Annotated in this window: 19 protein-coding genes; 13 read left to right on the top strand and 6 right to left on the bottom strand. The window is 74.1% G+C overall.

All coding sequences use genetic code 11. The features are described 5' to 3' along the window. Window positions 1-3: 3 nt before the first annotated feature. Window positions 4-2,664, bottom strand: a complete 2,661-nt coding sequence (locus tag ACIBZJ_RS03250; protein WP_395924928.1) for a LuxR C-terminal-related transcriptional regulator — start codon at window positions 2,662-2,664, stop codon at window positions 4-6. Between the two features lie 209 nt (window positions 2,665-2,873). Next, window positions 2,874-4,367, bottom strand: coding sequence for a S8 family peptidase (locus ACIBZJ_RS03255; RefSeq protein ID WP_395924930.1), 1,494 nt, complete (start codon window positions 4,365-4,367; stop codon window positions 2,874-2,876). A 50-nt stretch (window positions 4,368-4,417) separates the two neighbouring features. Here ACIBZJ_RS03255 and ACIBZJ_RS03260 point away from each other — a divergent pair, with 50 nt between their 5' ends. Next, window positions 4,418-7,006 carry a CHAT domain-containing protein gene (locus ACIBZJ_RS03260; protein ID WP_395924932.1) on the top strand — a complete coding sequence of 863 codons (2,589 nt, stop codon included), beginning with the start codon at window positions 4,418-4,420 and terminating at the stop codon, window positions 7,004-7,006. A gap of 4 nt (window positions 7,007-7,010) precedes the next feature. Here ACIBZJ_RS03260 and ACIBZJ_RS03265 read toward each other — a convergent pair whose 3' ends face one another. Next, window positions 7,011-7,472, bottom strand: coding sequence for a hypothetical protein (locus ACIBZJ_RS03265; protein WP_395924934.1), 462 nt, complete (start codon window positions 7,470-7,472; stop codon window positions 7,011-7,013). After that, window positions 7,453-8,031: an RNA polymerase sigma factor gene (locus tag ACIBZJ_RS03270; RefSeq protein WP_395924936.1), complete on the bottom strand. Its 579-nt coding sequence runs from the start codon at window positions 8,029-8,031 to the stop codon at window positions 7,453-7,455. The genes ACIBZJ_RS03265 and ACIBZJ_RS03270 overlap by 20 nt, the downstream gene beginning before the upstream one ends. A gap of 81 nt (window positions 8,032-8,112) precedes the next feature. On the opposite strand from ACIBZJ_RS03270, the gene ACIBZJ_RS03275 reads away from it, so the two are divergent. The 7 genes from ACIBZJ_RS03275 (at window position 8,113) to ACIBZJ_RS03305 (ending at window position 15,661) form a co-directional block, all read left to right on the top strand. Then, window positions 8,113-8,451: an MmcQ/YjbR family DNA-binding protein gene (locus ACIBZJ_RS03275; protein ID WP_395924938.1), complete on the top strand. Its 339-nt coding sequence runs from the start codon at window positions 8,113-8,115 to the stop codon at window positions 8,449-8,451. 40 nt (window positions 8,452-8,491) lie between these two features. Beyond that, on the top strand, window positions 8,492-9,097 hold the full coding sequence (locus tag ACIBZJ_RS03280; protein WP_395924940.1) for a lysoplasmalogenase: 606 nt from the start codon (window positions 8,492-8,494) through the stop codon (window positions 9,095-9,097). Between the two features lie 50 nt (window positions 9,098-9,147). After that, window positions 9,148-9,639 carry a GNAT family N-acetyltransferase gene (locus ACIBZJ_RS03285; protein WP_395924942.1) on the top strand — a complete coding sequence of 164 codons (492 nt, stop codon included), beginning with the start codon at window positions 9,148-9,150 and terminating at the stop codon, window positions 9,637-9,639. Between the two features lie 33 nt (window positions 9,640-9,672). Then, window positions 9,673-11,820: a PQQ-binding-like beta-propeller repeat protein gene (locus tag ACIBZJ_RS03290; protein ID WP_395924944.1), complete on the top strand. Its 2,148-nt coding sequence runs from the start codon at window positions 9,673-9,675 to the stop codon at window positions 11,818-11,820. Then, the gene (locus ACIBZJ_RS03295; protein WP_395924946.1) at window positions 11,807-13,105 is read left to right on the top strand and encodes a serine/threonine-protein kinase; all 1,299 of its coding nucleotides are present in this window, start codon (window positions 11,807-11,809) and stop codon (window positions 13,103-13,105) included. The genes ACIBZJ_RS03290 and ACIBZJ_RS03295 overlap by 14 nt, the downstream gene beginning before the upstream one ends. 66 nt (window positions 13,106-13,171) lie before the next feature. Next, on the top strand, window positions 13,172-13,960 hold the full coding sequence (locus tag ACIBZJ_RS03300) for a class I SAM-dependent methyltransferase (RefSeq protein ID WP_395924948.1): 789 nt from the start codon (window positions 13,172-13,174) through the stop codon (window positions 13,958-13,960). 9 nt (window positions 13,961-13,969) lie between these two features. Continuing rightward, window positions 13,970-15,661, top strand: a complete 1,692-nt coding sequence (locus tag ACIBZJ_RS03305; RefSeq protein WP_395924950.1) for a SulP family inorganic anion transporter — start codon at window positions 13,970-13,972, stop codon at window positions 15,659-15,661. A gap of 24 nt (window positions 15,662-15,685) precedes the next feature. Here the strand turns inward: ACIBZJ_RS03305 and ACIBZJ_RS03310 are convergent, their stop codons facing one another. Next, window positions 15,686-16,333 carry a cysteine hydrolase family protein gene (locus tag ACIBZJ_RS03310; RefSeq protein WP_395924952.1) on the bottom strand — a complete coding sequence of 216 codons (648 nt, stop codon included), beginning with the start codon at window positions 16,331-16,333 and terminating at the stop codon, window positions 15,686-15,688. Continuing rightward, window positions 16,330-17,379 carry an LLM class flavin-dependent oxidoreductase gene (locus ACIBZJ_RS03315; RefSeq protein ID WP_395924954.1) on the bottom strand — a complete coding sequence of 350 codons (1,050 nt, stop codon included), beginning with the start codon at window positions 17,377-17,379 and terminating at the stop codon, window positions 16,330-16,332. Before ACIBZJ_RS03315 ends, ACIBZJ_RS03310 begins: the two co-directional genes overlap by 4 nt. A gap of 295 nt (window positions 17,380-17,674) precedes the next feature. Here ACIBZJ_RS03315 and ACIBZJ_RS03320 point away from each other — a divergent pair, with 295 nt between their 5' ends. The 5 genes from ACIBZJ_RS03320 to ACIBZJ_RS03340 all read left to right on the top strand — a co-directional run bounded on the left by ACIBZJ_RS03320 (window position 17,675) and on the right by ACIBZJ_RS03340 (window position 21,227). Beyond that, window positions 17,675-18,343 carry a DUF4360 domain-containing protein gene (locus ACIBZJ_RS03320; protein WP_395924956.1) on the top strand — a complete coding sequence of 223 codons (669 nt, stop codon included), beginning with the start codon at window positions 17,675-17,677 and terminating at the stop codon, window positions 18,341-18,343. A gap of 84 nt (window positions 18,344-18,427) precedes the next feature. After that, complete coding sequence (locus ACIBZJ_RS03325; protein ID WP_395924958.1) at window positions 18,428-19,051, top strand: DUF4360 domain-containing protein; 624 nt, start codon at window positions 18,428-18,430, stop codon at window positions 19,049-19,051. 102 nt (window positions 19,052-19,153) lie between these two features. Then, window positions 19,154-20,071 carry a DUF808 domain-containing protein gene (locus ACIBZJ_RS03330; RefSeq protein WP_395924960.1) on the top strand — a complete coding sequence of 306 codons (918 nt, stop codon included), beginning with the start codon at window positions 19,154-19,156 and terminating at the stop codon, window positions 20,069-20,071. Beyond that, window positions 20,068-20,325: a hypothetical protein gene (locus ACIBZJ_RS03335; protein WP_395924962.1), complete on the top strand. Its 258-nt coding sequence runs from the start codon at window positions 20,068-20,070 to the stop codon at window positions 20,323-20,325. The genes ACIBZJ_RS03330 and ACIBZJ_RS03335 overlap by 4 nt, the downstream gene beginning before the upstream one ends. A gap of 311 nt (window positions 20,326-20,636) precedes the next feature. Next, window positions 20,637-21,227, top strand: coding sequence for a TetR/AcrR family transcriptional regulator (locus tag ACIBZJ_RS03340; RefSeq protein WP_395924964.1), 591 nt, complete (start codon window positions 20,637-20,639; stop codon window positions 21,225-21,227). Window positions 21,228-21,233: the final 6 nt, after the last annotated feature.

Below are 21,233 nucleotides of genomic sequence, written 5' to 3' on the forward strand. Positions count from 1 at the left end.
GATTCACTCCAGGGTGCCGTCCCTGCTCAGGCGGCGGGCCAGCTCGGCCCGGCTGCGCAAGCCGAGTTTGCGGTAAGCGCGGGTCAGGTGGGCCTCCACCGTTTTGGGCGACAAATACAGCGCGGCCGCCGCTTCGGCGTTCGTGGCACCCCGCGCGACCGTCGTCGCGACCTCGAGCTCCTGCGGCGACAACACCGCCCCCACACCCGGCGACCCCGCGAGCGGGGCGGCCGTGACCGGGCGGGCGCCGGACGCGGCGAGCTCCGCCGCGGCCCGGCGGGCCCACGGCGCCGCGGACAGCGTCCGGAACAGCCGCTCGGCTTCGAGCAACGGCTCCCGGGCCGCGGCCGGACGCCGGAAACGACGGAGCGCCTCGCCGTAGCCGAGCAGCGTGCGGGCCAGTTCGTACGGGGTGTCCTGCTGACGATGGAGCCGCTCGGCGCGCCGGAACTGCTCCTCCGCGTCCCCCGGGATCCCGGCCAGCAGCCCGGCGCACCGCGCTGCCGCCGCGCGCTGCCAGCCCCGTGCGCTGACCGCGGCCGCACCGACCAGTTCCTCCAGCGCCTTCTCGGCCGACGCCCGGTCGCCCGCGCGGAGGTGCGCCTCCACCCGGTCGGCCGCGAACGGCACGACGCTCGGGTTCGTGATGCCGCCGTCGATCGCGCGCGTGTGGGCGGCGTCCAGGTGCGAGACGGCCGTCGCGGCGTCGCCGCGCGCCAGTGCGTCCAGGCCCAGTGCCGCGGACAGGACGACGTCGGCCAGCCCGGCGTCCGCATCGGCGAACGCGGCCTGGGCCTGCTCGACGTGTTCCCGCAAACGGGCCGCGCGGCCGCAGGCCGCCTCGAGGTGGGCGAGGAACGCCGACGCCGCACCGGCGGCGTGCCGCTGCCCCAGGTTCCCGGCCAGCCGTCCGGCCTGCAGTGCGCCCGCTCTGGCCGAGGCCCAGTGGCCGGTCCAGCGGTCGAGCTCGGCCCGGGTCAGCAGCAGGAGCGGCAGCGTGGCGGCCGATTCGGCCCCGGCCGGGCGGTCGAGGACGCGCCGGGCGTCGGCGAACCGCTCGGCGGCCACGCACGAGCGGGCGAGCGTCAGGCGGGTCGCCGGGTCGGGCCGGTTCGGCGAGCGCAGCGCGGCGTCGAGGACGTCGTCGTGCTCGGCGACGTCGAGCGTGAGCGCCACCGGGTGCGTGCGGCGGGCCAGCACCAGCGGGGGCACCGGTTCCGGAGCGAACCGGCCGGTGATCCGGAGTGCGGCCGGGACGTCGGCGTTCAGCGTGGCGGCCAGCACCGCCTCGGTGAGCAGCACCTCGGCGCGCTCGGGATCGACCGGGCGGACCGCGTCGGCGGCCTCGACGAGCGTGCTCCGGGACCGTTCGAGCAGGCCGAGGCAACCGTAGGCCCGGCCGCGGTACAGCTCCAGGTCGGCGCGCAGACGCGGGTCGGCGGGCGTCCGCAGCGCGGTCTGCTCGGCCCAGCGCGCCGCGAGCCAGGCGTCCCCGCCGTCGAGCAGCTCCGCGACCGTCCCGACGAGTTGTCCGGACGAACGCTCGGCGGGCGTCGGCCCGGTACGACTCAGGTAACCGGTGCCATTCGGATCCCCGACGCTGCTCAGATCCCCGGCGCGACTCAGGTACCAGGTGCGCTCCGGCTCCGGCGTGACCGCGGCCAGCGCGCGGAAGACCTCGCGGCGGACGGCCACCGGCGCGGTGTGCAGCAGGACGCTGCGAAGTACCGGGCTGTCCAGTTCGTACCCGGCGTCCGGGGTGAGGCGCAGCAGGCCGGCGCGTTCGGCGTCGCCGAGGTCGGCCAGGTCGAGTCCGGCGTCGGCCAGCGCCGCGTCGAGGAGGTCGAGGCCCGGGTGGCGGCACGCGGCGACCAGCGTGAGGGCACTCCGGGCCTGGGCGTCCAGCGCCGCCAGCCTCTCGGCCCAGGCGGCGCGGAGCCGGTCGCCGACCGGCAGCACCGGCGGGAGCGGCTCCTGACCGGCGCGCTGCGCGGACCGGAGCCCGGCCGCCGCGTCGAGCAGCGCCGCCGGGTTGCCACCTCCGACGTCGAGCAACGCGTCGAGCACCCGTTCGGTCACGTCGTACCCGTGCTGGGCCAGCGCCCGGCGGGCCTCGGCGCGGCCGAGCGGGCCCAGCGTGACGACCGGCCAGCCCGCGCGGCCGGCGTCGAGGCAGGACACGTCCCGGCCCGCCCAGACCACCGTGACGCGTCCGGCCGGGAGGCGGCGCAGCGCGAACAGCAGCGTCCGGATCGACTCGGTGTCGGCGTGGTCGACGTCGTCGATCAGGAGGGTCAGCGGGCCGCGGGCGAGCAGCGCGTGCGTCGCGACGCCGACCGCGTACGGGTTGGGCGCGGTGCCGCTGCTCGCGAGCGCGAACGCGGACTCCAGCGCGGTGCGTTGCGCGTCCGGCAGCGCGGCGAGCGACGTCCGCAGCGGTTGCAGCAGGTCGGCGAGTACGACGAACGGGAGGTCCCGTTCGGACGGCCGCCCGCGGGCGGCCAGGACCGGTCCCCCGGCGGTCGCGGCCACGTGGGCGAGCAGCACGGTCCGGCCGATTCCGGGCGGTCCGGTGACGACGACCGTGCCGCCGGGTGTGCGCAGGAGTTCCAGCTCGGGCTCCCGCCCGACGGGTGCCGGGCGCTCGGTTCTGGTGACGGACATGAATCCCCCGATTCGGCTCCCGGGCCCCCGCGACTCCGCCGCCGCGACTCCGCCGCCGCGACTCCTCCCCCGCGACTCCGAGCCCGCGACTCCGAGCCCGCGACCGAGTGTGTGCGGAGCGGCCGGACCCCGCCGGCCGGCCGCACCGCATCACGAGGCCCCGATAAGTAAGGAGTGCGCGGGAAACCGTCAGATACGTCGGGTGACCGTCAGTGGCAGCCCTGGCCCGGGCGCAGGACCGGCCCGACGCCCGGTACGTGCTGGTGGCGGGCGGCCGCGAGCAGCGACTCGGCGGCCCGGCGCGGGTTCTCGCCGGTGCACGACGACCGGGCCACGATCATCCCGGCGACCAGCGGAGCCGAGAACGACGTCCCGCTCCACCGGGCCATGCCGTCGCGGAACCGCCGCTCCTCGCCGACGTTCGGGTCCTCGGTGCAGACGTACCTGCCCTTCGGGTACGCGTTGACGAGGTCGGCGCCCGGCGCGTAGACGTCCACCCAGAAGCCGTAGTTGCTGAAGTCGGCGCGGGTGTGCCAGTCGGCGGAGAGCGCGCCGACCGCGATCACCCAGTCGTAGGCGCCGGGCCAGTTGACGTCCCGCTTGCCCTCGTTGCCGGCCGGCGTCACGATCGCGACGCCGGGCAGGTGCCGGATCAGCGACTCGTGGAGCGCGTCGAACCCCATCAGCGGCAGGTTGTCCTTCGTGGCGGCGGTGAACTCGAACATGACGACGTCCGGCGAGCGGCCGAGCGCGTCGGCGAGGCCCTGGACGGCGAGGGACTCGAAGACCGCGCCGGAGTCCGCGGCGTCCGGAGCGCCGTACGGGTCGACGTACTTCTGGACGTAGATCTCCGCCTCGGGGGCGGTCACCCGGACGCACCCGGCGACGAACGTGCCGTGCCCGGCGTAGGGGCGGATCGTGGTTCGGTGACCGTTCTGGTCGCGGTGGTACGGATCCTCGTACTCACCCTCCACACCGGTCAGCCAGTCGTGCCGCCGGACCGAGCGTGGGTCGAGGCCCAGATCGGACACCACGACCGACGTTCCGCGGCCGGTGCAGCGGTGGCCGTGCTCGTGGTGGTGGCCGTGCTCGTGGGGGTGACCGTGCTCGCGGTGGCCGGGGCGGTTGCCGACCTCGGGAAACGGGCGATGGGTGCCGCGCGGGACCTCCTCCGGCTCGGTCGCCGGGCACGGGTGCGGTGCGACGTAGAGCACGGCCTCCGGCCGGACCGTGCCCCGGCCGACGACGTGTTCGGTGAGCACGTCGACGACCTTCGGAACGCGGACCAGCGGGACGACCCGACTGTCGGTGACCCGCCGCGGGTCGTCCGCGGCCCAGTCCGGGTGCACGTACTCCAGCCGGACGACGTCCGCGATCACCGGCTTCGGCACGATCCGGGGTTCGACGTCCGAGCGCCGGAGCGCCACCGGCTCCCCGGGTTCCTCGGCCGGGCCGTCCGGGTTGCCGGGGTCGTAGCCGCCTTCCGGGGGCCACTCCCGGTCGTCGAGCACGGCCCGCAGATACGAGCGCAGGGCCGGCACGACGGTCTCGAGGTCCGCGCGGCGCACGAACAGGCTGTGTTCCCGGTACAGGTAGTCCAGCCCGTCCTCCTGCCAGCGCGGCGCCGCCGGGAACGGGGCGGCACCGCGGAGATGGTCGAGCACGAGTCCCACCTGTGCGATCAGCCGCGGATCCTCGGGCATTTCGATCGTCCTTCCGCTTGCGGATGTGCGAGTCGACCTACGATCGGTGAGTGACGGCGTCCGGCGACGGTCCCGCTCGGACGTCCGCGGACGAGCTGCTGGCGCTCGCCCTGGCGCGTCCGAACGAGGCCCTCACCGCCGCGCGGGCGATCCTGGCCACGGACCCCGCCCCCGCACTGGCTGCCGTCGCCCATCAGGCCGCCGGTGTGGTGTTGCGCGACTTCGGCACGATCGCCGACGCGGTGACCGAGTTGCGGGCCGCGGCGCGCTGGGCGCGGATCGCCGGCGACGACGACCGGCGGACCGACGTGCTCGCCAGCCTGGGCGTCGCGCTCGTGATGGCGGGCCGCACCCGCTCCGGCCTGACCACTCTGGAGCGCGCCGTCGACGCCGCCACCGGCACGCTGACCGGCCGCGTGCTGATCCGGCGGGTCTACGTGCTGTGGTCGCTCGGCCGGTACGACGCCGCTCTGGCCGACGCCCGGCGTGCCGTCGGGCTGCTGGCCGGCGGTGACCCGGTCTGGGCCGCCCGCGCCTACCAGCACCGGGCCGCGGTCCGGCTCGCGGTGGGCGACACCGTGCGGGCCGACCGCGACTACGCGCGGTGCGCCCGGCTCTACGCCGACGCACGGCAGGATCTCGAGTACGCGTCCGCCCGCCAGGAGCGCGGTGCCACCGCGTTCGCCCGCGGTGACCTGCCGGCCGCGCTCGCCCATCTCGACGACGCCGAGCGGATCGTCACCGAGCTCGGCGTTTTCGACGCCGGACTCTACGTCACCAAAACGACGGTGCTGCTGGCCGCGGGCCTGCACCGGGACGCGCTGGAGACCGCCGAGGGCGCGCTGGACCGGATCCGGTCGCACCGCGGATCGCCGACGCAACGGTCGGAGCTGCTGCACTGCGCCGCACTCGCGGCGCACGCCGCCGGAAAACCGGTCGCCGCGCGCGAGCACGCGGCCGAGGCGCTGCGCCTGTTCCGGCGTCAGCACCGGCCCTGGTGGCTGGCCCGCACCGAGCTGGTGTTCCTGCAGGCGCAGGACCACGGGTCCGACGGCCTGCTGCGCCGCGCGCGGCGCGTCTGTACCCAGCTGGACGCGCTCGACCCCGAGCAGGCGATCAGCGCTCATCTGCTCACCGCCCGGACCGCGTTCGGCGCGGGCCGACCGGCGCTCGGCCGATCGCACCTGCGTGCGGCCGCGGCCGGCCGGCCCCGCGGTCTGTCGGGCCAGGTCTCGGCCTGCCTCGCGCAGGCGCTGCTCGCCTCCGAGGAGGGGCGCACCCGGGCGATGCTCGGCGCGTGCGCCCGCGGCCTCCGCCGGCTCGATGCGTACTTACGGACGCTCGGCGCGACCGAGCTGCGCGTGCTGGCCACCGCCCAGGGCTCGGAACTGGCCGCGCTCGCGCTGCGGCACGCCGTGGAACGCGGGGACGCCCGGCAGATCCTGCAGTGGAGTGAACGCTGGCGCGCGACCGCGCTCGCCGTCCCCGCGGTGCGGCCGGCCGACGGCGACCGGGACCTCGCGGCGTTGCGCAGCCTGGTCGGCCGGATCGAGGAGCACGCGACACCGGCCGGGACGCGGGGCGCGCTGCAGCGGGAGCGGCACCGCCTGGAGGACGCGATCCGCAAACGGGCGCTGCTGACGCCGGGAACCGCGTCTTCCACGGCCGGGATCCGGCTGCCCGAACTGCTCGGCGAACTCGGCCGCACGACGACGCTGCTCGAGCTCACCGAGCTGGACGGGCAGCTGGTCGCGGTCGTCGTCGGCAACCACCGGCTCCGGCTGCACCGCGTCGGGCCGGCCGTGGAGGCGGCCCGCTCGCTCGCGCACGCGCTGTTCGCGCTGCGCCGGGAGGGCACCGGCCGGGGCGAGCACCGGCTCGACCTCGGCGTGATCGGCGCGCGGCTGGAGGCCGACCTGCTCGGTGACGCGGTGCCGCTGCTGGGCCGGGACGAACCGCTGGTGGTCATCCCGACCGGGAGGCTGCACGCGGTGCCGTGGGGTCTGTTGCCGTCGCTGCGCACCCGGCCGACGAGCGTCATGCCGTCGGCGGCGGCCTGGCTGCGGTCGCGCCGGGCGGTGCCCCCACCGGACGGCGCGGTCGTGCTGGTCGGCGGGCCCAGGCTCTCCACCGGCACCGCGGAGATCGAGGCGCTGGCCCGGCTGTACCCGCGGGCCCGGGTGCTCGCCCACGGCGCAGCGACCGCGGAGAACGTGCGGGCCGCGATCGACGGCGCGCGTCTCGTCCACATCGCCGCGCACGGGACGTTCCGCGCCGACAGCCCGTTGTTCTCGGCGCTCGAACTGGATGACGGCCCGCTGACCGTGTACGACCTGGAGCGGCTGCGCCACGCGCCGCACCGGGTGGTGCTCTCCAGTTGCAACTCCGCGGTCGGGGCCCCGGCCGGAGCGGACGAGCTGGTCGGGGTGGTGACGTCGCTGATCGCGCTCGGCGCGGCCGGCATGGTGGCCAGCGTGGTGCCGGTCGACGACCCGGCGACGGTGCCGTTCATGCTCTCGGTGCACCGGCACCTGAGGGACGGCGCGACGCCGGCGCAGGCTCTCGCGTCCGGACGCGGTGAGCACGCGGGAACGCCGTCCCAGCTCGTCGGCAACGCGTTCGTGGCGATGGGTAGCTGAGGACTCACAGCACCACCCAGTCGGTCAGGATCCGGCCGGACGGCGTGTCGCAGCGCAGCCGGATGCGTCCTTCGGGCAGCGGGGAGAGCACGAACAGGCCTCGCTCGTCGGCGTTCAGCCGGATCAGCGGCCCGCCGTCGCTCTCGACGAAGACCTCGGCCGCGCCCGGCGGGATCAGCTGGCCGAGCACCTGGTCGGACGCCACTTCCAGCTCGACGGACAACCGGGCCGCCTCGAACACCAGCACCCGGACATCACCCGGGCCGGCCCGGGTCGCGCCGACGGCGGGCTGGTCGGCGTCGGAATCGAAGACCAGACCGGCGACGTGGAGCTCGGCGTCGATCGTCCGCCAGGAGAAGAGCTGGTGCGCGTGCAGCGCGACGCGCTGCGCGATCGGACCGGCCTCCCGCACCGCGTCGCCGAGCTCGGCCAGCAGCCTGTCGTCGTCATCCCAGCGTGGCGTCATGCCGATCACCTCCGAGCAGGGCCTGCAACGCCGACGTGCGGCGCAGCCGCTCCAGGGCTCTGGCCCGGGTCGGGCCGATGCTGCCGACCGGGATGCCCGTGCGCCGATGGATCTCGGCGTAGCTCAACGGCGGGTCGACGAGCAGGAGGAGGAGCAGTTCGCGGTGGCGGGGCGACAGCTCGGTCAGCCCGGACAGCAGGGCCTGCCGGCGTTCCAGCCGGTCTCCGGGCGGGTCGGCCGGAACGGCGGACTCCTCTTCCCACAGCGGATCGCCCGGATCGCGCGGGTCGGCCCGCCGCCGCAGTGAGCGCGCCCGCACGGCCTCGCGCTGCGCGGTGACGATCAGCCACATCGGTAACGCCTTCGGCTCCCGGAGGTCGCCGAGGTGCTCCACCGCGCGCAGCCAGACCGTCTGGGCGACGTCCTCGATCTCGGCCGGGGCCACGTGGTGCCGCCGGATCACGCCCACGACGAGCATCCCGTAGAGCTCGACGATCTCCCGCCAGGCGGAGGCGTCACCGCCCATCGCCCGTTCGACTAGGGAACTGGTCCGATCCATTCGCGGGTCCCCTCGCAGATGCCTCCGACTGTAAAGAGGGGCGCGGGCCGGATCAGATACATCGGGGCTTAATCTGTGCCGGTGGCCGACGCCGAGGACGTCCGCAGGCTGGCGCTGGCGCTGCCGCACGTCGAAGAGATCGACAGCGCCGGGTTCGACTTCCGGGTCGGAGGCCGGGGTTTCGTCTGGTCCTATCCGGAGCGCCGGCCGGGGCAGCCGCGCCGGATCCGCACCGACGTCGCGGTGCTGTTCGTCGGCGACGAGGCCGAGAAGCAGGCGCTCCTGCTCGGTGAGCCGGAACTGTTCTTCACCACGCCGGGTTACGACGGGCTGCCGCTGGTGATGGTGCGGCTTCCGGTGGTCGACCGGGCCCGGCTGACCGAGCTGATCAGCGACGCCTGGCAGATGCGCCAGGCGTGATCGCCGCACGTCGGCGGGGGCCGGCCGATAGGGTCCGGCGATGCTGACGCTGTTCGCCGTGGTCGCCGCCGTGGAACTGATCGCCGTCGCGCTGGGCCGGACCGCACTGCAGTGGGTGGCCAAGCCGCTGCTCGCACCGGTGCTGGCGGTGTACCTGGTACGGCGTCAACGCCCCGACCTGGTGCTGGCCGCGCTGGCGTTCGCCACGGCCGGCGACGTGGCCCTGCTGATCGACGCCGAGGTGGCGCTCCTCGTCGGGATGGGCTTCTTCCTCGGCACGCAGATCTGCCTGACGATCGCGTTCGCCCGGTACGCCCGGCCCCGGACGTCCGCGCTGGTGGCGTACGCGCTGGTCTGGGCGGTGGCGAACGCGCTGCTCCGGGGGCCGCTGGGTGACCTGGCCCTGCCCGTGCTCGTCTACAGCCTCGCGCTGAGCGCGATGGCGGCCACCGCGGCCGGCGTCTCCCGTCGCACTGCGGCCGGCGGCGCGCTGTTCCTGGTCTCCGACTTCCTGATCGGCCTCGGCGCGGCCGGGATCGAACTGCCGGGCCAGGACGTGCTGGTGATGGCGACGTACAGCGCCGCCCTGTTCCTGATCGTCACCGGGTGGGTCGGCCGGACGACTGTTCGGACCAGAACGTTCTAGCCGTCAGGTGGCGGGTCGTCCGACCCACGACTCTGCGTGACCGTAGAACCATGAAAACGAGCATCATCCGGACCGCGTCCGGCGTGCCGGTCGAGGTGCGCCCGGCGACCGCGGAAGACCTGACCGTCGTCAACGCACTGCACGAACGCTGCTCGCCCCGGACGCTGGTGAGCAGGTACGCCGCCGGGCGCGACGCGCTGCTCGACCGCGAGTGGCGGCGCATGGTCGACCCGGCCCGGGGACGCACGTACGTGCTCGCGGGCCCGGGCGCGAGTGGCGAGGTGATCGGCTTCGCGACGCTGCTGCGGGTGACCGCGACCGGCCTGGCCGAGGTGTCGCTGCTGCTGCGCGACGACTGGCAGAGCGTCGGGGTCGGGCGGGCGATCGTCCGGTACCTCGTGGCCGCGGCGGCGCAGCTCCGGTTCGCCGGGGTCGTCGCGTGGATCGCACCGGACAACTTCCGGGCCCGGAAGCTGCTGAGCGGCCTGGGCGCGCGTCCGGAGTTCGAGGACGGCGAGGTCCGCTGGGTCGTGCACGTATAGCCGCCGTGTAGCGCCGGTGTGGACACTGGCCGCGTGACGCCACTGCAACCGGGCGACCCGGAGCGGATCGGCTCGTACCGGCTGCTGGCCCGGCTCGGCGCCGGGGGCATGGGGGTCGTGTATCTCGGCTGGTCGTCCGGGGGGCGGGCGGTCGCGGTCAAGGTCGTCCGGGCACAGTTCGCGTCCGACCCCGAGTTCCGGGCGCGGTTCCGGCGCGAGGTGGCCGCCGCGCGGACGGTGTCGGGCGCGTTCACCGCACCGGTGCTGGACGCCGACGCCTCCGCGGACTCGCCGTGGCTGGTGACCGCGTTCCTGCCCGGGGTCTCGCTGCGCGAAGCCGTGGAGGGCGGCGGGGCGCTACCGGCCGCGGCCCTGCCGGTGCTCGCGGCCGGGCTGGCCGAGGCGCTGGCCGACATCCACCGGGCGCGGCTGGTGCACCGCGACCTCAAGCCGGACAACGTGATGCTGACCCCCGACGGGCCGCGGGCGATCGACTTCGGAATCGCGCGGCCCGAGGACGGGACGACGATCACCGAGGTCGGGATGATCATCGGGACACCGGCGTTCATGTCGCCGGAGCAGATCGCGGGCGGGGTGACCGGTCCGGCCAGCGACGTTTTCTCGTTCGGCGCGGTGCTGTCGTACGCGGCGACCGGGGCGCTGCCGTTCGGGAGCGGCGGCACGGTGGCGACGCTGTACCGGGTGCTCGACGTCGAGACCGATCTGAGCGGGATCTCGTCGCCGCGGCTGCGGGAGGTGGTGGCCGCGTGCCTGCGGCGCGAAGCGGCCGACCGCCCGTCCGCGGAGGAGGTCCTCGACCTGCTGAGCCCGGAGCAGACGGCGGACGCCCACTGGCTGCCGGAGCCGCTCCTGCGCGCGATCGAGGCCCGGGTGGCGCAGGCGCAGACCTGGACCGGCGACGCCGACACGGTCACGTTCGATCCCGGCGCCGCCCCGCCGACCGAACGCGGTGTGCGCTTCACCGCCCCGCCGACCGGTCCCCGCCCGCCGGCCAGTCCCCGCCCGCCGGCCGCCGGCTCGCCCGGCGTCCGCGGGACGGTTCTGAGCCGGCGGGCGCTGCTGCTCGGAGGCGGGGTCCTGACCGCGGGCGCGGCCGCGTTCGCCGGGCAGCGGTTCCTCGGCCGGGCGCGGCGGCGGCCGGACCCGGCGGCCGGGCCCCGGCCGTCGCCGGTGACCCCGGCCTCGGCAGCGCCTCCCCCGAAGGGAGTCGTCCGCTGGACCACGAAGGTGGCCGACTACTTCCCGGAAGCCCTCTACACGGTCGGGGACGTCGTCCTGGCGAAGACCCAGGACGATCAGCTGATCGCGCTGGACGCGGCCACCGGACGCCGGCGCTGGAAGCACACCGTGACCGGGACCGGGACGGTCGCCGGCGGCGTGGTGTTCGAGGACCAGAGCGCCAACCCCGCGCTGGCCCGGATCGATGCGCGCACCGGCGCCCGCCGGTGGTCGTACCGGGAGGACATCTTCGAGGCGACGTCCGGTCAGGTCGCGGTCGGCGGGTCCGTCGTCGTCTACGGCTGGGAGCGGCTCCGCGCGCTGGATCTCGCCACCGGACGCTCCCGCTGGGCCGCCGGGGTCAACGGCGAGCGGGGCCTGGTCACCGACGGACCGATGCTCGTCGCGGCCGGCGAGACCCGGCTGACCGGCCTCGACCTGCGGACCGGCACGGTCCGGTGGCGCCATCCGATCGACTACCCGCTCTACGTCTCGGCCGCCCGCGGCCTGGTCTTCACCGTCGACAGCCGGCGGGTGCTGCACGCGATCACGATCCGTACCGGCGCGACCGCCTGGCTGAAGCCGGCGTTCGCCGGCACCTGCGCCCCGGTGCCGCACGGTGACGTCGTCTACGCGGCCGGCGGCCGGGGTGAGGTGTTCGCGTTCCGCGTCGCGACCGGTGAGATCCTCTGGTCGCGGTTCCTGGACCAGGACAGCTTCCTGGAACTCGCCGACGGCACGCTCTACGCGGCCGGGACGGGCAACGCGGTGTACGCGCTGGACGCGTCCGACGGGACGCTGCTCTGGACCTACGCCGCCCAGGTGTCGGCACAACCGGGGGTCTTCCTCCCGGGCATGACGGCCGGGAACGGTCAGCTCGTGGTCGGGCTCAAGAGCGGAGACGTGCGGGCGCTGGCCGGAAGCCGCCGTGCGGGGGCTTGAGCCCGACGACCCGCGGGCGGTCGGGCGGTACCGGATCTTGGCCCGGCTCGGCTCGGGCGGAATGGCGATTGTGTACTTCGGACGGTCCCCGGGCTACCGGGCGGTGGCGGTCAAGCGGATGCACCCCCGGCTCGCCGGAAATCCGGAGTACCGCGAGCGGTTCGTCCGCGAGGTCGAGGCCCTGCGGCGGGTTGGCGGGCAGTACTGCCCGAGCGTTCTCGGCGCGGAGGCGGAGGCGGACGTGCCGTGGCTCGCCACCGAGTTCGTACCGTCGGTGTCGCTGCGCGACGCGGTCGCCGGGCACGGCGCATTGCCCGCGGCCTCGGTGCGGCTGCTGGCGGCCGGGCTCGCGGAGGCGCTGGCGTCGATTCATCGTGCGGGCCTGGCGCATCTGGACCTGAAGCCGGCGAACGTGCTGCTGGCCGCGGACGGGCCGCGGGTGATCGACTTCGGGATCGCGACCGCGCTCGGAGGCGGCCCGGCGGTGCGGGCCGGCTCCCGCGGGTTCATGGCCCCGGAACAGGTGGCGGGTGGTCCCGTCGGTCCGGAGAGCGACGTCTTCGCGCTCGGCGCGACGCTGGTCGCCGCGTCCGCCGGCTCCCCACCGCCGGACCTCCGGCCGTTGATCGCCGACTGCCTGCGCCCGGATCCGGCGGCGCGTCCGTCCGTGCGCCGGCTGACCGATGCTTTCGCGGACGCTACGCCGAGCGGGCCGTGGCTCCCGGACGCCGTCCGCCGGGAGATCGAGGAGCGGGCGGAGGAAGCCGACTCACCGCCGGAACCGGCCGGGCCGGCCGACGCGGCGCCGGCCGGCGTCGCGGGTACGCGCTGGGGGCGGCGGCGGGTGTTGGGCTGGGCCGGGCTGGCGGCCGGAGCGGTCGCGCTGGGTGGGGTGCCGCTCGGCTTCTCCGCCCTCCGCTCGGGAGGCGAACCGCGCGCCGGGACGGTCGCGGCGAGTCCCTCGCACTCGGCGACGCCGGCGCGAACCCCGTCGGCCGGCCCCGGCCTGCGCACGGTCGAGTTCATCGCGTTCGGCCACACCACCGTGCGGTCGCTCACGACCGCGGTCAACGGCCGGTCGCTGACCGTCCGCGCCGTGACGCTGCCGTACCGCCGCACGCTTCAGCTCGAGCCCTGGCCCGGTGAGGGCTCCTGGCGGATCGAGTTCCACTGCGGTCCCGGGATGATCCAGTGCGTCGTGCTCGTCGACGGCCTGCAGGTCGCCGGAGCCGGCAGCTCCAGCACCGGCGACGACATCAACGAGACCTACCACGGAGCACTGTGAGCGGCCCGGTTCCCGTATAGTGGGAAATCCGTCCCGTTTAGTGGGAATCCGGTCTAGCGTCGGGGCATGCCCTACGTCCACGGGCACGCCGAGAGCGTGCTCCGCTCCCACCGGACCCGAACCGCCGAGAACTCGGCCGGATACCTGCTTCCCCACCTCCGGCCGGGCCTGCAGCTGCTCGACATCGGCAGCGGCCCCGGCACGATCACCGTGGGCCTCGCGGAACGGGTCGCGCCCGGCCGCGTGACCGCGGTCGAGGTCACCGAGCAGGCCCTGGCGCTCACCCGCGAGGCGGCCGGCGACCTCCCGATGCGCTTCCTGGTCGGGGACGTCCACCGGCTGGATCTGCCGTCGGACGAGTTCGACGTCGTCCACGCCCACCAGGTGCTCCAGCACGTCGCCGACCCGGTGGCCGCGCTGCGCGAGATGATCCGCGTGAGTAAGCCCGGCGGCGTGGTGGCCGTCCGCGACGGGGACTACCGCGGTTTCGCCTGGTATCCCGAGCTGCCCGGACTCGACCACTGGCGGACGCTCTACCGGGCCGCCGCACGCGCCAACGGCGGCGAGCCGGACGCGGGCCGGCACCTGCTGGCCTGGGCGCACGCCGCCGGCGCGACCGACGTCACCGTGACGTCGTCGACCTGGTGTTACGCCGATCCGGCGTCCCGCGCGGCCTGGGGCGGCATGTGGGCCGACCGGATCAGCGGCTCCGCGATCACCCGCCAGGTCCTCTCCGACGGCCTCGCGACCCGGGAGGAGCTCGACGCGATCTCCGGCGCCTGGCGGGAGTGGGCCGCTCATCCCGACGGCTGGATCAGCATCCTGCACTCCGAGGTCCTGATCCGCGTCCCCTAGGGTCGTGGCGTGCTGGATCGCTGGGTACCCGGTCTCCGCGCCGTGCGGTCCTACCGGGTGGCGTGGCTCCCTCGCGATCTCACGGCCGGTCTCGTGCTGGCCACGCTCCTCGTGCCGCAGGGCATGGCCTACGCGACGCTGGCCGGCCTGCCCCCGATCACCGGCCTCTACACGACGGTGTTCTGCCTGCTCGCGTACGCGGTCTTCGGCCCCTCCCGGGTCCTGGTGCTGGGGCCGGACTCCTCGCTCGGCCCGATGATCGCCGCGGTGCTCGTCGGTCTCCTGGGCGCGAACGGCGACCCGGCCCGGGCGGTCGCGCTCGCGTCCGGGCTCGCCCTGCTCACCGGGCTGATGCTCACGATCGCGGGCGTCGCGAAGCTCGGCTTCCTGGCCGACCTGCTCTCCCGGCCCACCCAGATCGGCTACCTCAACGGCCTGGCGCTGACGATCCTCGTCAGCCAGCTGCCGAAGCTGTTCGGCTTCTCGGTGGACGGCGGCAGCCTCACCGCCGAGTTCGTCGCGTTCGTCCGCGGGGTCGGCACGCGGACCGAACCGATCGCGCTGCTGGTGGGCGTGGCCGGGCTCGCGGTGATCCTGGTGCTGCAGCGGGTCCTGCCCCGCGTCCCCGGCGTCCTGGTGGCGGTGGTCGGGGCGATCGCCGCGGTGAAGGTCTTCGACCTCGGCGCCCACGGCGTCCGGCTGATCGGGCCGCTGCCGGGCGGCTTTCCCTCGCCGCAGCTCCCGTCGCTGGTCCTCTCGGACGTCGCGCTGCTGGTCGGCGGGGCGTTCGGTATCACGCTGGTGTCGCTGGCCGACACGATCTCGACGGCGTCCGCGTTCGCCGCGCGCCACGGCCGGCAGGTGCGGGGCAACCAGGAGATGGTCGGTATCGGGGCCGCCAACCTGGCGGTCTCGCTGTTCCAGGGCTTTCCGGTGAGCACCAGCGGTTCGCGGACCGCGGTCGCCGAGCGGGCCGGTGCGAAGACTCAGCTGACCGGCGTCGTCGGGGCCGCCACGATCGTCGTGATGCTGGTCGTCGCACCGGGGTTGTTGCGCGATCTGCCCCAGCCGATCCTCGCCGCGGTGGTACTCGCCGCCTCACTCTCGCTGGCCGACCTGCCCGGACTGGTGCGGCTCTGGCGGCAGCGCCGGATCGAGTTCGCGCTGGCGCTGGCCGCGTTCGTCGGCGTGGCGCTCTTCGACGTCCTGGCCGGCATCGCGACCGCGGTGGCGCTGTCGGTGGCCAACGTGTTCCGCCGGGTCTGGTGGCCGTACCAGACCGAGCTCGGACTCGTCGACGGCCTCGACGGGTACCACGACGTCACCGTCCACCCGGACGCCGCCCGGCTGCCCGGGCTGGTGCTGTACCGGTTCGACGCCCCGCTGATCTTCGCGAACGCGCGGACGTTCCGCCACGAGGTCCGCGCGCTCGCCGGCACCGGCCCGACCTGGATCGTCGTCGCCGCGGAACCGATCACCGACATCGACACGACCGCCGCCGACATGCTGGAAGACCTCGACCAGGAGCTCGGCGCGCAGGGCATCACGCTGGTGTTCGCCGAGCTGAAGAACCCGGTCCGGACGAAGCTGAACCACTACGCGCTGGCCCACCCGCTCGACCCGGCGCACTTCTTCCACACGCTCCGCGAGGCCGTCGAGGCCTTCCGGGCCCGTACCGGCGCGGAGTGGGAACACCGGTGACGGCGAACCGGGCGCCGGCCGGCCTCAGCGACGGGCCCACCTCGCGGTCAGTTCCGGCGTCGTGGTCAGCACACCGACGTTGAGCGCGAGTTGCGCCAGCGCCGCCTCGTGCATCCCGGTGTCGTACGCGGCGACCGCGTCGGTGGGCAGCAGCACCGGCCACCCGAGCTGGAACGCGTCGGTCGCGGTCGCCGCCACGCAGCATTCGGTGGTCAGCCCGGCGACCGCGACCCAGTCGATCCCGGTCGCCCGCAGGTGCGCCTCCAGCCCGGTGCCGAGGAACCCGCTGTACCCGCGCTTGGCCACCCGCGTCTCGCCGGCCGCCGGCGCCAGGCCGTACCAGTCCGCGCCCGGCGTCCCGAGCAGGCAGGGTTCGTCCGGTCCGTACGACGCGTCCGGATCGCCGGTGCGCAACCACAGGCTGGCCCGCCACGGCGCCCCCGGGTCGGTGCCGAGACCGACCCAGATCACCGGCACGCCGGCCGCGCGGGCGGCGTCCACCAGCGAAGCGGTAGTGGTGACGGCCGACGCGACCGCGGCGGACGCGGCCGGGGTGAGGCCGTAACCGGCCAGGAACGCCGGGTCTCCGAACGAGCGTTGCACGTCGACGACCAGCAGCGCCGGACGTCCACCGTCCAGCGCCGCCAGTTGCCGTCCGCGGAGGTCGGTCATCCGTCCAGCTTGCGCAATTCCGGCAGCACGGTCTCGCCGAACCGCAGGATGTCTTCGTCGTACTCCGGGAAGATCAGCATCAGCCCGTCGAGTTCGGCTTCGCCGACGATCTGCCGGATGTGCTCGACCACCGTCGCGGTCGAACCGCTCACGTACGGCGACTGGAACGCGGCCTCGCCGTTCGCCCCCTCGGCCCAGGCGCGCGCCCGCTCCGGCGGGAAACCCCAGGACGCCTGCATCGCGGCCAGCGCCTCGCGGTCGAGACCCACACCCCACTGCCGGACCTTCTCCGCCGCACCGGCATCGGTCTCGTCCTGCACGATCATCAGCATCGAGTACGTCTTCACGTCCCGCCCGGCGTCCGCCGCCTTCCGGTGGACGTCGCGGGAGAAGTCGCGCATCTCCTCCAGCGTGTTCGCGGACAGGAACGCGCCGTCGGCGTAGGTGGCCTGGAACGCGCGACCGGCGGGTGACTGACCGGCGCTGATGATCGTGGGCCGGACCGCGGGGTGCGGGCGCGACTCGGCGCCGGTCAACGTGTAGAACTCGCCGTCGAGCGTGACGACGTCCTCCGACCAGAGGCGCAGCACCGCGTCGGTCCACTCGGCGGTCATCCGGTAACGGTCTTCTTTGGACAGGTCGTTCCACAGTCCGAATTGGGTGAACTCGGCGGCGTAGGCCCCGTTGACGATGTTCATCCCGGCCCGGCCGCCGGAGATCTGCTGCAGGGTCGTGAACATCTTGGCCGCGACGCCAGGGTGGTGGACGTTGGCGTGGACCGTCGCCCAGATCTTGACCCGCTCGGTCGCCTCGGCCAGTGCCGACATCATCGTCATCGACTCGAGGCTCTCGCCCCAGTGGTCGGTGCTGCCACCGAAGCCACGCCACTTCGCCATCGTCATGATGAAGTCCAGGCCGATGGTCTCGGCGTGCAGCGCGGCGCGTTTGTTGTACGCGTACGTCGCCTCCGGGTGCGGCGCGGTGGTGGAGAGCATCCAGCCGCCGCTGCCGATCGGGAGGAAAATTCCGTATTCCTTGGTAGACACGGTTCTCATCCAACCGCGCGTCTCCTCGGTACGGCGCGGCGCCCCGGGGTGGGGACGCCGCGCCGGATCAGCCGCTGATCAGTCGTCGCACGATGATGCCGCAGGCCATGCACGGCGTGCCGCAGATCGGTGAGGCCGTACCGGAGTCCACCGGATCCATCGCGCGAACTTCCCGCGGGCCCGCGTCCGACGACACGGATTTTCTGGGCAGTTTTGGGTTATTTGTGGCGGTATTATCCTTGCTGGACCCGGCTGGGGGAATCACCGGGTCGCTCCGACCCACGAGGGGAAATCCATGCCAGGTCGAACGCTGAAGACGGCCAGACGACTCGGGCTCGCTGCCCTCGGGGTACTCGGGCTGTTGTTGTCGACTGTGGAGCCGGTGACCGCGCACGTGCGCGCGGACGATCCGCCACCCGGTCAGTTCGGGATGACGGTCGAGTCGGTCAACGGCACCGGGTGTCCGTTCGGTACCGCGACCGTGACCCCGAACGGCGACAAGACCGCGTTCACGGTCGCGTACAGCAACTACAGCGCTCAGGCCGGCGGCGGTGTCCCGGCTCTGCAGGCCCGGGCGTCCTGCCTGCTCACGGTCAGCGTCAGTGTTCCCCAGGGCTTCACGTTCGGCATCAACCGGACGACGTTCCGCGGCTTCGCCGACCTCGCGCCGGGCGCCACCGGCACGCTGAGCACGCAGTACTGGTTCGTCGGGCAGGCCCAGACCGGCCAGATCCGGCGCGACTACTCCGGGCCGTTCACCGACAACTGGCAGGCCACCGACGAGATCCCGCTGGCCACCATGCAGTGGATGCCGTGCCGGGCCAACTACCCGCTGAACATCAACTCCCAGCTGCTGGTGCGTGCGGGCAGCCAGAACCCGAAGACCACGAGCGTCATGACGATGGACGCCACCGACAGCGAGATCACGACCCTCTACAACATCGCCTGGCGGCGCTGCGGCTGAGTGCCGCACCGGTCGTCCGGCGGGACGGGCCATCCGCCCGAGCCGCCGGACGACCCCCGCACCGCAGGACGGGAAGGAACGATCATGCTCCGAGACAAGCCGGTTCCGCTCGTCGCGCTGGCCGCCCCGCTCCTGGCCGGTGCACTGACGTTTCCCGGCACCGCGGACGGCGCCGTGCCACCGCCGGCCGGTCGGTTCGTGGTGCAGTCGATCAACGGCACCGGGTGCCACGCCGCCGACACCCAGGTCAGGCCACACGGCCTGACCGGGCTCGACGTCGGTTTCGACGCGCTGGCGGCCCGCCAGGGCGGCGGCGCCTCGGCTCTCGACCGGAGGCGGCAGTGCCTGGTGACGATCCAGGCCGTGGTCGGACGCGGCTGGTCGTTCGGGATCGACAGCATCCTGCTGCGGGGCCAGGCGTCGCTGCCGGCCGGGGCGACCGGTACCGCGATCGCGCAGTCCTGGTTCGCCGGTCAGACGAACACCGGGGCCGTCGACCGCAGGCTGACCGGACCGTTCACCGGGCGCTGGGAGCTGCGCGGCCCGGTGCGGCCGGCGTCGGTCGCCTGGATGCCGTGCAGCGCCAGCTATCCGCTGAACCTGCAGGTCGAGGCACGTGTCGCCGGAGCCCGCCCGGGCCGGGTGACCCTCGACACCGGCACCGCCGAGCCGTCCGCGTCGTATCACTTCGCCTGGCGGCGCTGCTAGCCGCCGCCGGGACGGTGGTTGCCGCCTGAAACCGACGGCCCGCGCACCGGCCTTGCGACAATGAGCTGCACGGACGACCCCGAAGCTCTGGAAGGACCGCCCGTGGCCGGTGGACTCGTAGCCCTGCTGGACGACGTGGCCGTGCTGGCCCGCACCGCCGCCGCGTCCCTCGACGACGTCGGCGCGGCCGCGGCGAAGGCCGGCACCAAGGCCGCCGGGGTGGTGATCGACGACGCGGCGGTCACACCCCAGTACGTCCGGAGCCTCGCGGCCGAGCGCGAACTGCCGATCATCAAGCGGATCGCACTGGGGTCGCTGCGCAACAAGTTCCTCATCATCCTGCCGACCGTGCTGGTGCTCTCGCAGTTCCTGCCCGTGCTGCTCACGCCGATCCTCATGCTCGGTGGCGCCTACCTGTGCTTCGAGGGCGCGGAGAAGGTCTGGGCCAAGGTCGCCGGGCACGCCCACCACGAGGAGGGCGCCAAGGACGAGAAGGCGCTGGTCTCCGGGGCGGTGCGCACCGACCTGATCCTCTCCGCCGAGATCATGGTCATCGCGCTGAACGAAGTGATCGACGAGGGCTTCTGGCAGCGGCTGGTGATCCTCGCGGTCGTCGCGCTGGTGATGACCGTCGTCGTCTACGGCGCGGTCGCGCTGATCGTGCGGATGGACGACGCCGGTCTCCGGCTGTCCGGATCGTCCGGGGCCTTGGTGCCGCTCGGGCGCGGGCTGGTGAAAGCGATGCCGGTCGTCCTCACCGTGCTGACGGTGGTCGGCACGGCCGCGATGCTGTGGGTGGGCGGGCACATCCTGCTGGTCGGCACGGACGAGCTCGGGCTGCACGTCCTGTACGAGGCCGTCCACCACGTCGAGGAGGCCGCCCACGACGCCACCGGGGCACTCGGCGGCGTCGTCGGCTGGCTCGTCAACACGCTGTTCAGCGCGGTCCTCGGCCTGATCGTCGGCGCGCTGGTCGTCGTCGTGGTGACGCTGATCGCCCGCCTCCGGAAGGCGTCGTGACCGACGCGGGGGTGGCCACCGCGATCTCGCGCTGGTGCGTCGCCGCGGTCGGGCCGGTCTTCGCGTACTGCGCGTCCATTTGCTTGCGCGCGTCCGCGGTGGACTCGAAGGACGCGCCGCCGGACGCCATGCACCGACGCCAGGCGTCCACCGCGGAGCGGTACCGGGCCTTCCGCTCGACCTGCTTCCCGATGGCCCGGTTGACGATCTGCGGCACGGAGAAGACTTTGACCTGGGTCTCCAGGTCGCCGTAGAGCGTCGTCCGCGCGGCCGGCTCGCATCCGCTGGTCGGATAGCCGATCTCGCGTCCGTCCGACAGCGTCATCGCGGCCTGCTCGGTGCGGCGCAGCGCCTTCAGGTAGGCGGCCCGCCCGGCCTCGGGCAGGTGGGCCAGGTAGTAGTCGTTGGTTCTCGGGTCGGCGCCCGGGTTTCCCGACTGACCCGTGTGGGACGGGCCCGGAGCGCCCGGTGGCGCGGGCTGCGGGTCCCGGCGGGCCGGTCACCGATCCGGCGGGCAGGCCCTACGCTCGGAGGGACCAGCCGCCGGAGGAGGAACAGCCCGACGATGCCGATCCAGGTCGACCACGACGAACGGCGACGCCTGATCGCCGGCGCGCTCTGGACGCTCGCGCGCAGCAGGGGCCTCGGCCGCGCCAGCCTGCGCGACGTCGCCGCCGAGGCCGGGATGTCCCTGGGCCAGCTCCAGCACTACTTCCCGACCCGCGAAGCCCTGATCGACTACGCGGTCGAGCTGGTCGGAGCGCAGACCAAGGCCCGGCTCAAGACCGCGCTGGCCGCGCTCGGTCCGGGCCCGCACCCGCGGGACGTCCTGCGGGTGCTGCTCCTCGAGATGTTTCCGGTGGACGAGGTCAGCAGCCAGGTGAACTCCGCCCGGCTGCTCGACGCCCTGCAGGCCGACCAGGTCCGCGTCCAGCTCCGCGAGGAGATGCTCGTCGTGCACACGACGGTCGAGGACGTACTGCGCGGGAGCGTCGCCGCCGGTCTGGCCGGGCCGGGCCTCGACGTGCCGGTCGAAGCCACCCGGATCGTGGCGCTCACCGGCCTGGCCTCGCTGCTCGAGATCGGCGTCTACACGCGCGACCAGGTGGAGGCGGTCATCGACCACCATCTCGCGGAGCTGTTCCCCCGGAAATAAGTCGCT

This window comes from Cryptosporangium sp. NPDC051539 (assembly GCF_044454545.1).
Lineage (GTDB): Bacteria > Actinomycetota > Actinomycetes > Mycobacteriales > Cryptosporangiaceae > Cryptosporangium.